This is a genomic window from Corynebacterium callunae DSM 20147 (assembly GCF_000344785.1).
GTDB classification, from domain to species: Bacteria; Actinomycetota; Actinomycetes; order Mycobacteriales; family Mycobacteriaceae; genus Corynebacterium; species Corynebacterium callunae.
The window spans coordinates 599,324-616,293 of sequence record NC_020506.1; the positions used below are offsets into that span (position 1 = coordinate 599,324).

General features: G+C 52.9%; 16 protein-coding genes. 14 read left to right on the forward strand and 2 right to left on the reverse strand.

What is annotated here, in order from left to right; genetic code table 11:
• The first annotated feature begins 5 nt into the window (after positions 1-5).
• From H924_RS02870 to groL, 9 genes are all read left to right on the forward strand, one after another.
• Entirely contained in the window at positions 6-1,607 is a 1,602-nt protein-coding gene (locus H924_RS02870) for an aspartate:alanine exchanger family transporter (RefSeq protein ID WP_015650455.1), read from the forward strand.
• A gap of 87 nt (positions 1,608-1,694) precedes the next feature.
• Complete coding sequence (locus tag H924_RS02875; RefSeq protein ID WP_035107895.1) at positions 1,695-2,939, forward strand: alpha/beta fold hydrolase; 1,245 nt, start codon at positions 1,695-1,697, stop codon at positions 2,937-2,939.
• 6 nt (positions 2,940-2,945) lie between these two features.
• Positions 2,946-3,623: a tRNA (adenosine(37)-N6)-threonylcarbamoyltransferase complex dimerization subunit type 1 TsaB gene (gene tsaB, locus H924_RS02880; protein WP_015650457.1), complete on the forward strand. Its 678-nt coding sequence runs from the start codon at positions 2,946-2,948 to the stop codon at positions 3,621-3,623.
• On the forward strand, positions 3,620-4,153 hold the full coding sequence (gene rimI / locus H924_RS02885; protein ID WP_015650458.1) for a ribosomal protein S18-alanine N-acetyltransferase: 534 nt from the start codon (positions 3,620-3,622) through the stop codon (positions 4,151-4,153). The genes tsaB and rimI overlap by 4 nt, the downstream gene beginning before the upstream one ends.
• Positions 4,154-4,156: 3 nt before the next feature.
• The gene (tsaD, locus tag H924_RS02890) at positions 4,157-5,191 is read left to right on the forward strand and encodes a tRNA (adenosine(37)-N6)-threonylcarbamoyltransferase complex transferase subunit TsaD (RefSeq protein WP_015650459.1); all 1,035 of its coding nucleotides are present in this window, start codon (positions 4,157-4,159) and stop codon (positions 5,189-5,191) included.
• An 18-nt stretch (positions 5,192-5,209) separates the two neighbouring features.
• Positions 5,210-6,967 carry a bifunctional ADP-dependent NAD(P)H-hydrate dehydratase/NAD(P)H-hydrate epimerase gene (locus H924_RS02895; RefSeq protein WP_015650460.1) on the forward strand — a complete coding sequence of 586 codons (1,758 nt, stop codon included), beginning with the start codon at positions 5,210-5,212 and terminating at the stop codon, positions 6,965-6,967.
• Positions 6,968-7,020: 53 nt separating this feature from the next.
• Positions 7,021-7,446: a hypothetical protein gene (locus H924_RS02900; RefSeq protein WP_015650461.1), complete on the forward strand. Its 426-nt coding sequence runs from the start codon at positions 7,021-7,023 to the stop codon at positions 7,444-7,446.
• 216 nt (positions 7,447-7,662) lie between these two features.
• Positions 7,663-7,962 carry a co-chaperone GroES gene (groES, locus tag H924_RS02905; protein WP_015650462.1) on the forward strand — a complete coding sequence of 100 codons (300 nt, stop codon included), beginning with the start codon at positions 7,663-7,665 and terminating at the stop codon, positions 7,960-7,962.
• A gap of 10 nt (positions 7,963-7,972) precedes the next feature.
• Positions 7,973-9,580 (forward strand): chaperonin GroEL, encoded by a 1,608-nt coding sequence (gene groL, locus H924_RS02910; protein ID WP_015650463.1) that lies wholly within the window; start codon positions 7,973-7,975, stop codon positions 9,578-9,580.
• Between the two features lie 124 nt (positions 9,581-9,704).
• On the opposite strand, the gene H924_RS02915 is transcribed toward groL, so the two are convergent.
• On the reverse strand, positions 9,705-10,004 hold the full coding sequence (locus tag H924_RS02915) for a WhiB family transcriptional regulator (protein WP_015650464.1): 300 nt from the start codon (positions 10,002-10,004) through the stop codon (positions 9,705-9,707).
• A gap of 405 nt (positions 10,005-10,409) precedes the next feature.
• On the opposite strand from H924_RS02915, the gene H924_RS02920 reads away from it, so the two are divergent.
• Positions 10,410-10,973: a sigma-70 family RNA polymerase sigma factor gene (locus H924_RS02920; protein ID WP_029703539.1), complete on the forward strand. Its 564-nt coding sequence runs from the start codon at positions 10,410-10,412 to the stop codon at positions 10,971-10,973.
• 2 nt (positions 10,974-10,975) lie between these two features.
• Positions 10,976-11,923, forward strand: coding sequence for a hypothetical protein (locus tag H924_RS02925; RefSeq protein ID WP_015650466.1), 948 nt, complete (start codon positions 10,976-10,978; stop codon positions 11,921-11,923).
• 66 nt (positions 11,924-11,989) lie between these two features.
• Here the strand turns inward: H924_RS02925 and H924_RS02930 are convergent, their stop codons facing one another.
• Positions 11,990-12,361 carry a DUF5319 domain-containing protein gene (locus H924_RS02930; RefSeq protein ID WP_015650467.1) on the reverse strand — a complete coding sequence of 124 codons (372 nt, stop codon included), beginning with the start codon at positions 12,359-12,361 and terminating at the stop codon, positions 11,990-11,992.
• A gap of 178 nt (positions 12,362-12,539) precedes the next feature.
• Between H924_RS02930 and guaB the strand changes: the two genes are divergently transcribed.
• The 3 genes from guaB (at position 12,540) to H924_RS02945 (ending at position 16,954) form a co-directional block, all read left to right on the forward strand.
• Positions 12,540-14,060 (forward strand): IMP dehydrogenase, encoded by a 1,521-nt coding sequence (gene guaB, locus H924_RS02935; protein WP_015650468.1) that lies wholly within the window; start codon positions 12,540-12,542, stop codon positions 14,058-14,060.
• A 141-nt stretch (positions 14,061-14,201) separates the two neighbouring features.
• Positions 14,202-15,371 (forward strand): GuaB3 family IMP dehydrogenase-related protein, encoded by a 1,170-nt coding sequence (locus tag H924_RS02940; protein ID WP_015650469.1) that lies wholly within the window; start codon positions 14,202-14,204, stop codon positions 15,369-15,371.
• Between the two features lie 188 nt (positions 15,372-15,559).
• Positions 15,560-16,954: a GntP family permease gene (locus H924_RS02945; protein WP_015650470.1), complete on the forward strand. Its 1,395-nt coding sequence runs from the start codon at positions 15,560-15,562 to the stop codon at positions 16,952-16,954.
• Positions 16,955-16,970: the final 16 nt, after the last annotated feature.

The following is a 16,970-nucleotide window of genomic DNA, read 5'->3' on the forward strand; positions in this document are numbered from 1 at the left end:
CCCGCGTGCTCGACTTTTTTTCCAGTAATCCCATTATCGCGCTTGCCGTAATTTTGGCGGTGGGCCTAGCCATTGGCCAGATTCGATTCTTAGGCATTTCCCTGGGAGCGGCAGCCGTACTTTTTGTCGCCCTGGGACTTGCCACTGCGAACCCCGCTATTCAGATCCCGCCTTTTGTTTATCAACTGGGCTTGGCAATGTTCGTTTATGTCATTGGACTTTCCGCTGGCCCCGTCTTTTTTAAAGAGTTTGCGAGCCGTGGCTGGAAGCTGACACTCTTTATCATTGCGCTGCTTATTAGCTTGGTGGCGCTGGCATGGGTGATCATCAAAGCGCTGGGCCTGGATTCCATGATCGGTGCCGGAATGTTTGCCGGATCCTTAAGCTCCACCCCAGGTATGGCAGCGATCGTGCAAATTGTTAATGGCCAAGATCCTTCCATGGTAGGTGAACCAGTTATTGGTTATTCCCTGGCCTATCCCGGCGCAGTATTGGGCACTATCTTGGTGGCTGCCATTGGAGCCCAGATTCTTAAAGTTGATCACCTCAAAGACGCCAGCGAGGAAGGGCTGATTACGGCACCTTTGGTGTGGAAGGGTGTGCAGCTCAGCCCGGAAATTACCGGCAAAGTTGGAGATCTGCCACGCCTATCAGGCCAAAGCATCATTGCCACCCGCATTGTTGATGATCCTCACTCGCACCGCTTGGCTGACCCACAGCTTCCTATTACCCCAGGTATGCAGCTGCTTATCAACGGCACTGAGGAAGCAGTAGATAAAGCCATTGCAGCACTTGGTGAAGAACGCGAAACCAAAATTGAAGATACCGAGCTGATTTATACCCGCTTGACCGTTTCTAATCCTGAGGTTGCGGGCCGCACCGTTGGCGATCTTAAGACCGTGGAACATGGCTTTATGATCGCGCGTATTAGGCAAGGCGATACGGAGGTTGTGCCTGACCGCAATACTGTCATCAATCTTTCCGACCGCATCCGCGTGGTTGTAGCTCCGGGCCGTGTGGCTGAGGTGCGTAAATTCCTTGGCGATTCTGAAAAGTCTCTCGCCGATGTCAACCTGCTGCCTTTTGCAATTGGTTTGTCATTAGGCCTGCTCCTTGGTGCTATTCCAATCCCACTACCAGGTGGTACCACCATGTCTTTGGGCTTTGGTGGCGGTCCCATCGTGGTGGGCCTTATCTTGGGTGCATTAAAGCGCACCGGCCCGATCACCTGGCAGCTGCCTTTCCACGCCAATAGGACCATCTCCACTCTGGGTCTGGCGCTTTTCTTGGCAGGTGTGGGAACTTCTGCTGGTGCTGGATTCCGTGGGGCGCTGACCGATCCTTCCTCTTTGATTTATATGGGTACAGGTTTTGGCATCACGCTGATCTCTGCGCTGGTTTGTGCTGTGTTCTGTATGGCTGTTTTGAAGCTCAAGTGGGATGAATCCATGGGTGTTGCAGCAGGTGTGACCACCAACCCGGCGATTATTTCCTACCTCAACGGCCAAACCGGAACTGATCTGCCTAATAGGGGATATGCCACCGTTTATCCCACAGCAATGGTGGGCAAAATTATTGCAGCCCAGCTTCTCTTCCTGCTGCTCTAGGCCCATTTAAGAGCTGCTTGAAATCCTTTTGAGGACTGGGGTAAATGGGTGTCCGCCCCCGGGCGTAACCTTGAGAGCATGAATGAAATGACAAGCACTCAACTTGGTCAACTGCACCTGGAAGAACTTACCCTCGAGGTTCCACTTACCACGGATGCAACAGATTTCCGCACCATTGAGGTTTTTGCCCGCATTGCTACTCGCCCCGGTGGGGAAAACCTGCCCTACCTGGTATTTCTCCAGGGTGGACCGGGAAATGAAGCTCCTCGTCCGAGCCTTAGCCCGCTTAATCCCAGCTGGTTGGCCGTTGCCCTAGAGCGTTATCGCGTGATCATGCTCGATCAGCGCGGAACTGGAAGATCCACCCCAGTAGGTGATTCCATCTTGGAAAAGCCCACTGCTGAAGTAGTGGAGTATTTAAGCCATCTGCGTGCCGATGGCATTGTGCGTGATGCTGAAGCCATCCGTGAATACCTAGGCGTAACAAAGTGGAATCTGCTGGGCCAATCCTTTGGCGGATTTACCACCCTGCATTACCTCTCTACGCACGCAGATTCATTGGACCAGGTGTTCCTAACGGGCGGTCTAAGCGCCATTGATCGTCCTGCTGAGGATATCTACAGCAACTGTTATAACCGCATGCAGCGAAATTCTGAATGGTATTACCGCCGTTTCCCACAGCACCGTGACATTTTCCGCGGACTGGTTGAAAAAGCTAGAGCTGGGGAGATTACCTTGCCTACCGGGGAAGTAGTTTCAGAATCCCGATTGCGTTCCCTTGGGCATCTTTTAGGCAGTAATGACGGTTGGCTTGACCTCTACCACCTGCTTGAGCTTGCGCCCGATACCAATGCTTTCCGCCATGACCTGGCCAATTTGCTGCCCTTTGGTAACCGCAACCCAATTTACTATGTGCTGCATGAGTCCTCCTATGCCGATGGAGTTATCACCAACTGGGCTGCGGAGCGGGTCTATCCAGAGGCTTTCCGCGCAGATACTTCCTTGCTCACCGGCGAGCATGTCTTCCAAGAATGGACCGATACCGTGCCATCACTCCAACCCTGGAAAGAAGTAGCGCTAGAACTTGCGCAGATGCCATGGCCAAAGCTTTATGATGCAGCAGCACTAGAAACTTCCAATGCCACAGGTGCGGCGGCGGTATATGCCAACGATGTTTTTGTACCCATCGATTTTTCCTTGGAAACCGCAGCTCATATTCCAGGTGTGCAGGTCTATATCACCAGCGAGCATGAACACAATGGCTTGCGTGCCAGCTCAGGTGAAGTTCTCCAGCACCTTTTCGATCTTGCAGATGGCAGAAAGGTACGCTGATTCTCCGTGCTAGTACTTGCTCTTGATACCTCAACCCCTGACCTTATCGTGGGCCTTGTTGATTCCACCACCAATGAGACCATCTCATCGCGCATTATTGAAGACACCCGCGCCCACAATGAGCAGCTCACGCCCACTGTGCAAGAAACCCTGCGCCAAGCAGGCCGGAGCTTTAGTGATGTGGAAGCAATCGTCGTTGGTTGTGGCCCCGGACCTTTTACCGGCCTGAGGGTTGGCATGGTGTCCGCAGCAGCCTTTGGTGACGCCTTAGGAATCCCGGTTTATGGTGTGGGCTCTCTCGACGCCATCGCTCAGGGCATCAACTTCCAAAAATATCCCCGCGCCTTGGTAGCTACCGATGCCCGCCGCCGTGAAGTTTATTGGGCAACTTATACCGATGGCGTTAAAGATGCAGGCCCCGATGTTATTGCGCCAGCAGCCCTGGAGCTAACTGGTGAAATTGATGTGGTCTCTATCCCTGCGCATCTGGTTGAAAAACTTCCCGAAAAGTTGGCGGCAGTAGAACACGTATCCCTAAAGCCACTGCCAGAGCACCTGGTTGCTGTTGCTGATTTCAGCATCACCCCAGGCCCATTGGTACCGCTTTATCTGCGTCGCCCTGATGCTAAAGAGCCAAAACCTAAGCCTAAATCAGCTGCCATTCCAGAGGTGGATCTCTCATGAGCGAAACCGAAACCTATGAGCTTAAAGAATTACGCCGCGAAGATGCAGCGCGCTGTGCAGAACTAGAGCAAATCCTTTTCCCAGGAGATAATCCTTGGCCAAGGGATGTTTTTGCAGTCGAGTTTTCACATCCCAACACCTTCTATATCGGTGCCTTTGATGATGATTACCTCATTGCTTATGCAGGTCTTGCCATGATGGGACCAGCCGATGATCCAGAATTTGAAATCCACACCATCGGCGTAGACCCAGCACACCAGCGTAAGGGACTTGGCCGGGTGCTTATGGATCAAATGATGCACGTAGCTGATAGCCATGATGGGCCAGTGTTTTTGGAAGTACGCACTGATAACGTTCCTGCTATCTCCATGTATGAAGACTTTGGTTTTCAAACTTTGGCAGTGCGCAAAAACTACTATCGTCCCTCCGGCGCCGATGCATATACGATGCAACGCCTACGCCAAAGCGATAGGGAAACAGGCCAAGCCACACCAGATTCAACACACGATTCAGACGGGACTAACGTTTAAACAATGATCGTTTTGGGTATTGAGAGCTCCTGTGATGAAACAGGAGTGGGCGTAGTCAAGCTGGATGAACAAGGAAACTTGGAGATCCTGGCGGACTCAGTAGCCTCATCCATGCAGCAGCATGCACGATTTGGCGGTGTTGTTCCAGAGATCGCCTCCCGTGCACACCTTGAGTCCATGGTTCCAGTTATGCGCGAAGCCCTCAAACAAGCAGGCGTCGAAAAGCCCGATGCGGTCGCAGCCACTGTCGGCCCGGGCCTAGCTGGTGCCCTGTTGGTTGGTGCTAGTGCGGCAAAGGCTTATGCAGCAGCGTGGGACGTGCCTTTTTATGCGGTTAACCATCTTGGCGGACACGTCGCTGTGGCCAACCTTGATGGTGAAACCTTGCCACATTCAGTGGCCTTGCTGGTTTCTGGGGGACACACTCAGCTGCTGGAAGTTGATGCGGTTGGTTTGCCCATGAAGGAACTAGGTTCCACCCTTGATGATGCAGCTGGCGAGGCTTATGACAAGGTCTCGCGCTTGCTTGGTCTGGGTTATCCAGGTGGCCCCATCATTGATAAGTTGGCGCGCCGGGGTAATCCTGAAGCCATTAAATTCCCGCGTGGTTTGATGAAGAAGTCGGATTCCCGCCATGATTTCAGCTTCTCTGGATTAAAAACTGCGGTGGCTCGCTACGTGGAAGCTGCGGAAAGAAATGGCGAGGTCATTTCAGTAGAAGATGTCTGTGCCTCTTTCCAAGAAGCTGTGTGTGATGTCTTGACCTTTAAGACGGTTCGGGCCTGCCGCGATGTGGGTGCCAAGGTGTTGTTGCTGGGTGGTGGTGTGGCTGCGAACTCTCGCCTGCGGGAACTTGCCCAAGAACGCTGTGACAAGGCTGGCATCGAATTGCGGGTGCCACGCTTTAAGCTGTGCACCGATAATGGCGTCATGATTGCTGCTTTGGCTGCACAAAGGATCCACGAGGGTGCACCAGAATCACCAATTTCGGTAGGAACTGATCCTTCTTTGTCCGTTGAGACCCCCCAGGTGTTTTAAACCTTTAGTATTAGGTTCATGAAATCTGTATTCTCCGTCGATCAAATCCGACGTGCAGAAAACACCCTAATGGCCCTCCAAAGTGACTCCGATGAACTGATCATTTCAGCTGCATCGGCAGTCGCTGATGTTGCCCTTGCCCTCCTTAAAGTTCCCGCCCCAGCACTGGCTCAAGATGGAAAAATCTTGTTGTTAGTAGGCTCTGGCGGAAATGGGGGAGATGCACTCTACGCTGGTGCTTTCTTAGCAGAAGAAGGCAAAAAAGTTGATGCGCTGCTGCTTAACAAAGAGCGAGTCCATCACTCAGCACTGTCCTATTTTGAGTCTTTGGGCGGCACCGTGTTGGATTCTGAGCCCAATCATGGCGATTATCGCCTGCTTATTGATGGCATTTTGGGCATCGGCGGACGCGGGGGAATTGCGCCGGAAACGGCCCGATTTGTAGAAAATTTCTATTCTGCAGGCATTCCAATTTTGGCTGTTGATATTCCTTCTGGAGTACATGCAGATACCGGTGCCGTGCCCGAACCAGCTTTGGTCACTTTGGACGGTTTTGAACAAGGTGCACCGATTGCCCGCCAAAAAATCCCAACTCATATTAATGCCGATGTCACCATCACATTTGGTGGTTTAAGACGGGCTCATGCCGTGTCTGCTGCCTGTGGGGAAGTTTTGCTCGCCGATATCAGCGTGGCAGGAGCGGGTGGCCGTTCCCTGTCTCATGCTTTGCTAGAAATCCAAAGTGCTGATAGCGGACCTCAGTATTTTGCCTCCAAAGCATGGAACGGCGTACCTAATGCACCTGCTCAGAACCCTAAATTGGCGGCAATGTTTGAGGCTTTAGCCGCCGAAAATTCCGGGATTCAGCGGTTGGGGCGCCAATTTATTGTGCTAGATGTTGAGCCAAGCCCTGATCATGATAAATATTCCGGCGGAATTGTGGGCATTGTTGCAGGTAGTGAGCAATATCCCGGGGCTGCGGTGTTGGCTACAGCTGCGGCAGTGCGCGCTACCAGCTCCATGGTGCGATATGTTGGCCCCGTCGCCGCAGCAGTGCTGGCTGCTCTGCCAGAAGTAGTTGCTACATCTTCCTTGGGCACCGCCGGCCGTGTCCAGGCCTGGGTTTTTGGCCCCGGTCATGGAATCGATGAGCAGGCTTTTAAAGAATTACAAGAACTGCTTAATAACCCAGAACCGCTGCTTATCGACGCCGACGGCCTCACTTTACTCAGTGCCTCAGCGGAGTTAAGGCAGCTGTTGCGTACGCGCCACGGCGCGAGTGTCTTAACCCCGCACCGCGGGGAATTTGAGCGCATTGCCTCCGCGTTAAGAGCAGAGGGAATTGAGATTCCGAATCCTGAAACAGACTCCATTGGGGCAGCTCATGCGATGGCGGAAAACCTTAAATGTTGTGTTTTGCTCAAGGGTAGATTCACCATCATTGCCACCTGTAACTATGTATATGCGGTCAACGCTGGGCATTCTTGGTCGGCTACCCCAGGTTCTGGTGATGTGTTGTCTGGATTAATTGGCGCGCATTTAGCGCATAGTAGTGCAGAACTTAATCGAATCCCGGAGTATATCCCGGAGTTAGAAATCTCAGATACCGCGGTTTATGCACAGGTAGCGCCCGCAGTGACCATTCATGCAGTGGCTGCCGCACTGGCAGCACGGACTGAATTTGGGCCAGCGCCCACCTCTGCCTCGAAGATCGCAGCGGCAATTCCAGCTGCCACAGCCATGGTTAATACCCACGCGCCCATGAATTTCTCATGAACTTTTGTCTGCCCAACTAGCAGAGTGGGGGAGGTGGAGGTTTATTGAAAGCTATGACCAAAGGATTTCTTGCTAACCCAGACCTCACCCACCGCATTATCGAGTTTGATCTAGACCACGCTGAGATGTTCTTGGGCGGGGCAGACGATGCCCACGTAGCTGTTGCTTTCCAAGAAGACGGCAGCCAATACGCCGCACTTTTTAACTCCAAAGCTAAGGATGAGGGAGCTGCCGCAAACCCTGTGGCTTCCCTTGGACGTAGTGCAGCTGCCACCGGTAACTCAGCATTCTTCTCTGATCCTGCTACCGCAGTATGTGGTCCAGTGATTTTTGTGGGTGCTAAGGGTGAAGATGTGGAAGACGCGGAAATTGAGCGTATTTCCGATGGTATTCGTGCTGCTAAGAACTATCGTGATGATTTCCCACAAGAGTTTTTGCTGTGGCGTCGTGCAGTTTATAACTTGCGCAAGGAGGCTTAACGGCGTTTTGTTGCCTTAAATGTGTAGCAACCCATGAGTGAAATTAGTGTTTGCTGTGAGCTTGAAAATTAGCACCCTTATTAGTTGAGTGCTGGCACTCGCGAGGGTAGAGTGCCAAATAGGTTGTTTGACACACAGTTGTTCACCCGCGACGACGGCTGTGCTGGAAATCCACAACCGGCACAACAAACATTATTTCTCATGGAGGGATTCATCGTGGCAAACGTCAACATCAAGCCGCTCGAGGACAAGATCCTTGTTCAGATCAACGAGGCAGAGACCACCACCGCTTCCGGCCTGGTTATCCCAGACTCCGCTAAGGAAAAGCCACAAGAGGCAACCGTTATCGCTGTTGGCCCAGGCCGTTTTGATGACAAGGGCAACCGCATTCCTCTCGACGTGAAGGAAGATGACGTTGTTATCTTCTCCCGCTACGGCGGCACCGAGATCAAGTTCGGTGGCGTTGAGTACTTGCTGCTCTCCGCACGTGACATCCTCGCAATCGTCGAGAAGTAGGCGATAGTTCATGGCAAAGCTCATTGCTTTTGACCAGGACGCCCGCGAAGGCATTCTCCGGGGCGTCGACGCCCTGGCCAACACTGTCAAGGTCACCCTCGGCCCTCGTGGTCGTAACGTGGTTCTTGATAAGGCATTCGGCGGACCGCTGGTCACCAACGACGGTGTTACCATCGCCCGTGAAATTGACGTTGAGGATCCTTTTGAGAACCTCGGTGCACAGCTGGTTAAGTCTGTTGCTGTTAAGACCAACGATATCGCTGGCGACGGCACCACCACCGCAACTCTGCTGGCTCAGGCGCTGATTACTGAAGGCCTGCGCAACGTTGCTGCTGGCGCTAACCCAATCGAGCTCAACAAGGGTATTGCTGCAGCTGCAGAAAAGACCATCACCGAGCTCAAGGCACGCGCCACCGCAGTTTCCGATACCAAGGAAATCGCAAACGTTGCAACCGTTTCTTCCCGCGATGAAGTTGTGGGCGAAATTGTTGCAGCTGCAATGGAGAAGGTTGGCAAGGACGGCGTTGTCACCGTTGAGGAATCCCAGTCTATGGAGACCTCTTTGGATGTCACCGAGGGTATTTCCTTTGACAAGGGCTACCTGTCCCCATACTTCATCAACGATGCAGACACCCAGCAGGCTGTCCTGGACAATCCTGCTATCTTGCTGGTTCGTAACAAGATTTCCTCCCTGCCAGATTTCCTTCCGCTGCTGGAAAAGGTTGTTGAATCCAACCGTCCACTGCTGATCGTGGCTGAGGATATCGAGGGCGAGCCTTTGCAGACTCTCGTGGTTAACTCCATCCGCAAGACCATCAAGGTTGTTGCCGTGAAGTCCCCATACTTCGGTGATCGTCGTAAGGCGTTCATGGACGACCTGGCTGTAGTTACCGCTGCAACCGTGGTTGATCCTGAGGTCGGCATTAACCTGAACGAAGCTGGCGTCGAGGTCTTCGGCTCTGCTCGTCGTGTTTCTGTCACCAAGGATGAGACCGTCATCGTTGATGGCACCGGCACCGCTGAAGCTGTTGAGGCACGTCGCGCACAGATTCGTCGCGAGATCGAAAGCACCGATTCCAGCTGGGATCGCGAAAAGGCGGAAGAGCGTTTGGCTAAGCTCTCCGGCGGTGTTGCTGTGATCCGCGTTGGCGCTGCTACCGAGACTGAGGTTAATGACCGCAAGCTTCGTGTGGAAGACGCTATCAACGCTGCTCGTGCTGCTGCTCAAGAAGGCGTTATCGCCGGCGGTGGCTCTGCATTGGTACAGATCGCTGAAACCCTCAAGGCTTATGCCGAGGAGTTCGAAGGCGATCAGAAGATCGGCGTGCGTGCTTTGGCAACCGCGCTGACCAAGCCTGCTTTCTGGATTGCATCCAATGCTGGTCTTGACGGTGCTGTTGTGGTTTCTGAAATCGCAGCATTGCCTAATGGTTCTGGTTTCAACGCTGCAACCCTGAAGTACGGCGATCTCATTGCTGATGGTGTTATTGACCCAGTTAAGGTCACTCACTCCGCAGTTGTTAACTCCACTTCCGTTGCTCGCATGGTTCTTACCACCGAGGCATCCGTTGTGGAAAAGCCTGCTAATAGCTCTGATGACCATGGTCACCAGCACTAATTAAGGCTTAAGAATTTACCCTCGGAAGATCATTCTTCTGAGGGTTTTTTCGTCGAAAAGCGCGCTTTTCGACGCGCCCACGCCGCGCAAAAAAGACCCTGCGTCGGGGGCAGGGTCTGTGGTGCTAAACGGCGATTGGCTGTTTGCGTTCAATCTTGCGCAAAATAACCAAGCGCTCGGACTCGGAAAGTCCACCCCATACTCCATAGGGTTCGCCCACTGAAAGCGCATGCTGGCGGCAAGATTCCAAAACTGGACAAGAAGCACAAATAGCCTTGGCGCGCAGCTCACGACGCTGGCGAGCACGACCGCGCTCGCCGTCTGGATGGTAGAACACATCCGAGGTCTCGCCGCGGCACGAACCGTGCAGCTGCCAGTCCCAGAAGTCAGCGTTTGGTCCGGGAAGCTGGTGAGGCAATGTCATCTTCGATTACTCCCTATTTGAGCTACGTACGCGTTCACTAATGTTGGGTGTTCGCCCGAGAAGACAGTGTCATTGCCAAGTATGAACAAATAGTGGCGCAATGGTGACACAAATCTGTCTAAATGGTCATGAGAAAGCGAATTTTGAGCAGTACGGGTGTTCTGACCTGGCTTTATATCCCGAAGTGAACCTATGGTGAATTCTTAGAACATCCTGGCTACTCTGCTGAAATCATGTGAAATGTAAAAAATGGGTAACGGCAGCGGGGTTAAACCGTCGGCGTAGCAGCCCATATTGTTAAGATGGGACGAAACTCGCCTGCCGTTTGGTTGGTGCGTTGTTGTTTGTGCCTGAGTTGATCGCACACAACGGTCCATTTAATTCGAGGTAGGAAGGTGCGAGACCTTGGCTGATACCGAGCATGAGCTCGCCAAGCTAGTACCTCAGGCGACGGCGGGGGATCGTCGAGCTTTACAGCGAATAATGGAAATTATTCACCCAATTGTGTTGCGATATGCTCGTGCGCGAATTGGCGGCGGCCGGCAACCCACGGCTGAAGATGTAGCTCAAGAAGTATGTTTGGCAGTGGCAACGTCAATTGGAAAATTTGTGGATCAAGGTCGTCCATTTATGGCCTTTGTATATGGCATTGCTTCAAATAAGGTCGCCGATGCGCATCGTGCCATGTCACGTGATAAATCGACCCCCACCGAAGAAGTTCCAGATTCCACTCCAGATACCTTTACCCCCGAAGAGTTTGCGCTGCTCAGCGATGGAAGTAACAGAGTGAGGGGACTTCTCGATCTACTCAGTGAAAAGGCACGCGATATTCTCATTTTGAGAGTTATCGTCGGTCTTTCAGCAGAAGAAACTGCAGAGATGGTGGGCAGCACCCCGGGTGCTGTCCGAGTTGCTCAACATAGAGCACTCGCAACACTTCGAAGCGCACTTGAGCAGCAGGAGAACTAGTAATGACTCGACGTCACAACCCAGGTGACCAGGACGGACAGGACATCGTCAATTCACAGCTTAAGCAGCTGTTTGATGACGATGAGTTCCTGACTGACCTGTCCCGCGGCGTTGATCCCTCTGAGGGTCGTGATGTCCTCGCTGGGCTCCTTCTGGACTTAAATAGGGAAGTGCAAGCTCCGATGCCGGCAGCGCCGGACCTTTCGAAGCTGCTTCCTGGATTTGAAGATCTGGCACAGGACTCATTCGAGGACCAACAGAGGGATTCCAACCCTGGAACCACTGAATTCGCCCCGATTTCCACATCCGACATTTCCACAAACTCTGACAACACCGATACCACCGTCATTGCTTTGGATGAGCGTCGCGATAAAAAGCGCAAATCTCATCCATTTATGCACGGACTCGTTGGTGCAGCCGCTGCAACCCTCGTGATTGCCGGTGGCGGTTCCGCAATTTACAACGCCGATGCAGATTCGCCTCTTTATGCCATGAACCAGCAGATTTTTGGCGAAGATGACACCGTCAACACCGTGGAGTTGGCATCAACTTTGGAAGAAGTTGATAGCCGCACCGCAAACGGTGACGTAGCCGGTGCTCGTGAATTGCTTGAGCAAGCTCGCGTCATGGTTGAAGACATGCACGGTCAGCGTCCTCCAGCACCAGAGCATGTCACCACTGTGACGCCAGCTCCAGTGACGGAGACTCAAACTGCAACTGCAACGGTGACAGAGTCTGCCCCAACCGAAGAACCAGTTACTGCAACTGCCACTGTGACCCAAACACAAACGCAGGTTCAGACGATTGTTTCTACCGTTGTGGCTCCGCCAGTGTGGACTCCTAGCCCAGAACCAACCGCGCAACCTACCAGCGCCGTTCCCACTGCGGGAACGCCCACTGGTACGCAAACCGGTGGCGGGTTAGTAGACCCACAGACTCCTGGAAACTAGGAATTAAAAAAGACTGTTCAGTTTTGCGCTCATGGAGCAAAGCTGAACAGTCTTTTACTTTTGTCTTTAACGAGCTTCCAAACCGTCTAGATAACCCAGGCAATAGTCCCAAGGGACATAGGCTTCCACATTGGGCTGTGCGCTTGGCTCATGAACAGGGCTGAGTTCACCGGCTAGGGTAGCGCGCATATTTGCAGCCATAATATCCCAGTCGTAATAGTGGAATTCCTCACAGTCCTCGCACATAAAGAAAATTCCCTCAATGCCACGAGGCTTGAGAATCTTCTTAAATTCAATGACTGATTTTAGGTCCTGCTGCACATGAATGCGCTCTTGATCTGAGATTGGCTCAAAAGGCTCATCCTCAGTCAAAAAGGATGCCGGGTCATTGGGATCATCGGCAAACGGGTCGCGGGGCATCATCGCATCAAAGTTCACAGCACTAACCCTATTGCCCCATGGGAAAAATGACCAACACAACCCGCCCACAATGTGATTTAGGGCAACCTAATTAAGCTGGCGGAATGTTGTTGCTACTTTTGTGGTTATCCGAATTAAGAACAAACTACTAAGGTTTAATTAATTGTGGACACAAAATGAGGAGGAACTGTCGCAAATGACCACCCAGAGCCGAGTTTCCACCGGAGGAGACGATCCCAACAAGGTTGCCCTCGTTGGACTAACATTTGACGATGTACTACTACTTCCAAATGCGTCGGACATTGTTCCTTCCGAGGTAAACACCTCAACGCAGCTGACCCGTAATATTCGTCTAAACACCCCGATCCTTTCCGCCGCGATGGACACCGTTACCGAAGCTCGAATGGCTATCGGAATGGCGCGCCAAGGTGGTATCGGTGTTTTGCACCGCAACCTCTCCATTCAGGAGCAGGCCGAAAACGTTGAACTAGTAAAGCGCTCCGAGTCCGGCATGGTTACTGATCCAGTAACCTGTACCCCCGACATGAGCATTCAGGAAGTTGATGATCTCTGCGCACGCTTCCGCATTTCTGGCCTTCCAGTAGTTGATGAAAATGGAAAGCTCGTAGGTATTTGCACCAACCGCGATATGCGTTTTGAAGCAGATATGACCCGCCGTGTTGCTGAGGTTATGACCCCAATGCCACTCGTGGTTGCTGAAGAGGGCGTTACCAAGGCTCAGGCTTTGGAATTGCTTTCCGCAAACAAGGTGGAAAAGCTTCCAATCGTATCCAAGGACGGCAAGCTTATTGGCTTGATCACCGTTAAGGACTTTGTTAAGACCGAGCAGCACCCAAATGCTTCCAAGGACGCATCCGGCCGTTTGCTGGTTGCTGCTGGTATCGGAACCGGCGAAGAGTCCTTCCAGCGAGCTGGCGCTCTTGTTGATGCAGGCGTTGACATCTTGGTTGTGGATTCTGCACACGCACACTCCCGTGGCGTTTTGGACATGGTTACCCGCGTTAAGAAGGCTTTCCCAGGCGTTGATATTGTCGGCGGCAACCTGGCTACCCGTGAGGCTGCACAGGCCATGATCGACGCTGGTGCTGACGCTATCAAGGTTGGTATCGGCCCAGGTTCCATTTGCACCACCCGCGTGGTTGCTGGTGTTGGTGCTCCTCAGATCACCGCGATCATGGAAGCTGCAGTTCCAGCACACAAGGCTGGTATCCCAATCATCGCCGATGGTGGCATGCAGTTCTCCGGTGACGTCGCTAAGGCTCTAGCCGCTGGCGCAAACTCCGTCATGCTCGGCTCCATGCTTGCTGGTACTGCAGAGGCACCAGGCGAGACCATCACCGTTAACGGCAAGCAGTACAAGCGTTACCGCGGTATGGGCTCCATGGGCGCTATGCAAGGCCGTGGCCTCAGCGGTGAAAAGCGTTCCTACTCCAAGGACCGTTACTTCCAGGCAGATGTGAAGAGCGAAGATAAGCTCGTCCCAGAAGGAATCGAAGGCCGCGTGCCTTTCCGTGGCTCTATCGAAGACATCATTCACCAGCAGGTGGGTGGACTTCGTGCAGCTATGGGCTACACCGGTTCTGCCACCATCCAGGAACTGCACAAGGCTCGCTTTGTTCAGATTACCAGCGCTGGCCTGAAGGAATCCCACCCTCACCACATCCAGCAGACTGTGGAAGCTCCTAACTACCACTAGGATCTAAAACATTAAGAAACAGCCCGATTTCTGTATGGAAATCGGGCTGTTTTGCTGTGTTTCGGAGTTGATGGCTAGTTGTGTCCAGGGTCTCGGGTAAAGTCTTCGAAGTATACGAACACAAAGGGAGGCCAGTCACTAATGCGTGACCACGTTGAGATCGGCATCGGCCGCGAGGCACGACGCACCTACAGCCTGGACGATATTTCTGTCGTTTCCAGCCGCCGCACCCGTTCTTCCAAGGACGTTGACACTACCTGGCATATCGACGCTTATAAGTTTGAGCTGCCATTCCTCAATCACCCCACTGACGCACTTGCCAGCCCAGAATTTGTTATTGAAATGGGCAAGCAGGGTGGCATGGGTGTTATCAATGCCGAAGGCCTGTGGGGACGCCACGCAGACCTCGATGCAGCGATCGCCAAGGTCATCAAGGCCTATGGTGCACAAGAAGAAACCGGAATTTCCGGTGTTGAGTTCATCGGTGGCGGTGACCAGGCAGCAGCAACTCGCATGCTGCAGGAACTACACGCTGCACCACTGGACAAGGAATTGCTCAGCGAGCGCATCGCACAGGTACGTGACTCCGGCCAGATTGTGGCCGTTCGCGTATCCCCACAGAACGCTCGTGAACTAGCTCCAACCGTTATCAAGGCTGGTGCTGATCTGCTGGTTATTCAGGGCACCTTGATCTCTGCAGAACACGTAAACACCGGGGGAGAGCCACTTAACCTCAAGGAGTTTATTGGTTCCCTAGAAATCCCAGTTATCGCTGGTGGCGTCAATGACTACACCACCGCATTGCACATGATGCGCACTGGTGCGGTGGGCATCATCGTCGGTGGCGGCGAGAACACCAATAGCCTGGCTTTGGGCATGGAAGTGTCTTTGGCTACCGCAATTGCTGATGTTGCTGCAGCACGTCGCGAATACCTGGATGAAACCGGCGGACGTTATGTGCACATCATTGCTGATGGGGATATCTACAACTCCGGCGATGTCGTGAAGTCCATCGCTTGTGGTGCTGATGCTGTGGTCCTGGGATCTCCTTTGGCTCGTGCCAAGGAAGCCGCAGGAAAGGGCTACTTCTGGCCAGCAGTAGCAGCACACCCACGTTTCCCACGCGGCATTGTGTCTGAGTCGGGAATTCTTGATGAGCAGGCTCCATCCTTGGAGCAGATCCTGCGCGGACCTTCCACCATGCCTTGGGGTATTGAGAACTTTGAAGGTGGCCTTAAGCGTGCCATGGCAAAGTGTGGTTTCACCGACTTGAAGAGTTTCCAAAAGGTGCCTTTGCACTTTAATGGCTAAACGTTAGCGTTTCTCAAGGGTTGGGCATGTAGTTTTGATGCCCAACCCTTGTTGTTTTTCTTTCTGAATTATTGGCAAACATGCAGGTTTTCATGGGTTTATGTCCGAAGATTTCCACTTTAGGGAGATATAGGTCATACTATTAAAAAAATCTTTTGCGGGTCACTAATTTAAAAGGAGATCAATCTGTGGACACCTGGCAACAAACACTGGGGGCGGGGCCCTTGCTTGGCATTGCAGCCGGCGCAATCGCTCTAATCCTCATCCTGGTTATTTTCTTCAAACTTCACGCCTTCCTCACCCTAGTTTTGGTCTCTGTGCTTACTGCACTGGTGGCTGGCATTCCAGTGGAGTTTGTCGTCGAAACGCTCCTTGATGGGTTCGGAGGTACCCTTGCCTCCGTCGCTCTGCTCGTTGGTCTTGGAGCCATGTTGGGCCGATTGGTGGAAGCATCCGGTGGTGCAGCTTCGCTGGCCAATATGATGATCCGCATTTTTGGTGAAAAGCGCGCACCTTTTGCGCTTGGTGTTGCTTCTTTGATCATGGGCTTCCCAGTGTTCTTTGACGCCGGCCTGGTTGTCATGCTGCCAGTGATTTTCGCTGTGGCACGTCGCATGAATGGCCCAATCTTGGCCTACGGTATTCCTGCTGCTGGCGCGTTCTCTGTAATGCATGTATTTGTGCCACCACACCCAGGTCCAATTGCCGCCTCAGAGTTCTACGGTGCACAGGTGGGATTTGTTCTGCTTGCTGGTCTTATCGTTGCGATCCCAACCTGGTACCTCACCGGTTACCTGCTGGGCAAGTACCTCGGAGTGAAGTTCCCAATCAGCGTTCCTGATTTACTTACTGGTGGCGAAGTTGCTGGTGAACAGCCTAAAAACCCAGCCAGCGCGGGCACCGTTATCGCAATTTTGCTGATCCCAATGATCCTCATCTTCGGCAATACCGGTACTGATATGGCTGCTGCTGCAGGGCTTATCGACGCTGATTCCTTGGTTGTTTCTGTCCTCGGATTCCTCGGTGCAACTCCAATTGCTTTGCTTATTTCCACTCTTGTTGCCATGTGGGCACTGGGAACTCGCCGCGGAGTCAGCGGATCCGCTCTGGACAGGACTGTTGAAGGCGCACTTGGCCCCATCTGTTCTGTGGTTTTGATTACCGGTGCAGGTGGTATGTTTGGTGGCGTTTTGCGCGCCTCCGGAATTGGTGATGCTTTGGCTGACTCCATGGCCGAGCTTGGTCTGCCAGTTATTGCAGCCTGCTTTATCGTCGCTGCAGTACTGCGTGTGGCACAGGGTTCTGCAACCGTCGCGTTGACCACCGCTGCCGCTTTGATGGCTCCTGCTGTGGCAGCCGCTGGCTACAACGACTTCCAGCTAGCCACCATCGTTATTGCAACCGCTGCTGGTTCCGTAATCGCCAGCCACGTTAATGACTCCGGCTTCTGGTTGGTTGGTCGCCTCATGGGAATGGACGTTGCCACCACCTTGAAGACCTGGACTGTAAACCAGACCGGTATTGCCATCGTGGGCTTTGCCCTAGCTTGTGTGCTCTTCGGTATTGGCTCAGCTATCGGTTAAAAACCGGTTACTCGCC

Coding starts and splice junctions, on each gene's coding strand:
- H924_RS02875 (WP_035107895.1), top strand. CDS start 1,695: ATGACAAGCACTCAACTTGGTCAACTGCACCTGGAAGAACTTACCCTC.
- rimI (WP_015650458.1), top strand. CDS start 3,620: ATGAGCGAAACCGAAACCTATGAGCTTAAAGAATTACGCCGCGAAGAT.
- tsaD (WP_015650459.1), top strand. CDS start 4,157: ATGATCGTTTTGGGTATTGAGAGCTCCTGTGATGAAACAGGAGTGGGC.
- H924_RS02895 (WP_015650460.1), top strand. CDS start 5,210: ATGAAATCTGTATTCTCCGTCGATCAAATCCGACGTGCAGAAAACACC.
- H924_RS02900 (WP_015650461.1), top strand. CDS start 7,021: ATGACCAAAGGATTTCTTGCTAACCCAGACCTCACCCACCGCATTATC.
- groL (WP_015650463.1), top strand. CDS start 7,973: ATGGCAAAGCTCATTGCTTTTGACCAGGACGCCCGCGAAGGCATTCTC.
- H924_RS02915 (WP_015650464.1), bottom strand. CDS start 10,004: ATGACATTGCCTCACCAGCTTCCCGGACCAAACGCTGACTTCTGGGAC.
- H924_RS02925 (WP_015650466.1), top strand. CDS start 10,976: ATGACTCGACGTCACAACCCAGGTGACCAGGACGGACAGGACATCGTC.
- guaB (WP_015650468.1), top strand. CDS start 12,540: ATGACCACCCAGAGCCGAGTTTCCACCGGAGGAGACGATCCCAACAAG.
- H924_RS02940 (WP_015650469.1), top strand. CDS start 14,202: ATGCGTGACCACGTTGAGATCGGCATCGGCCGCGAGGCACGACGCACC.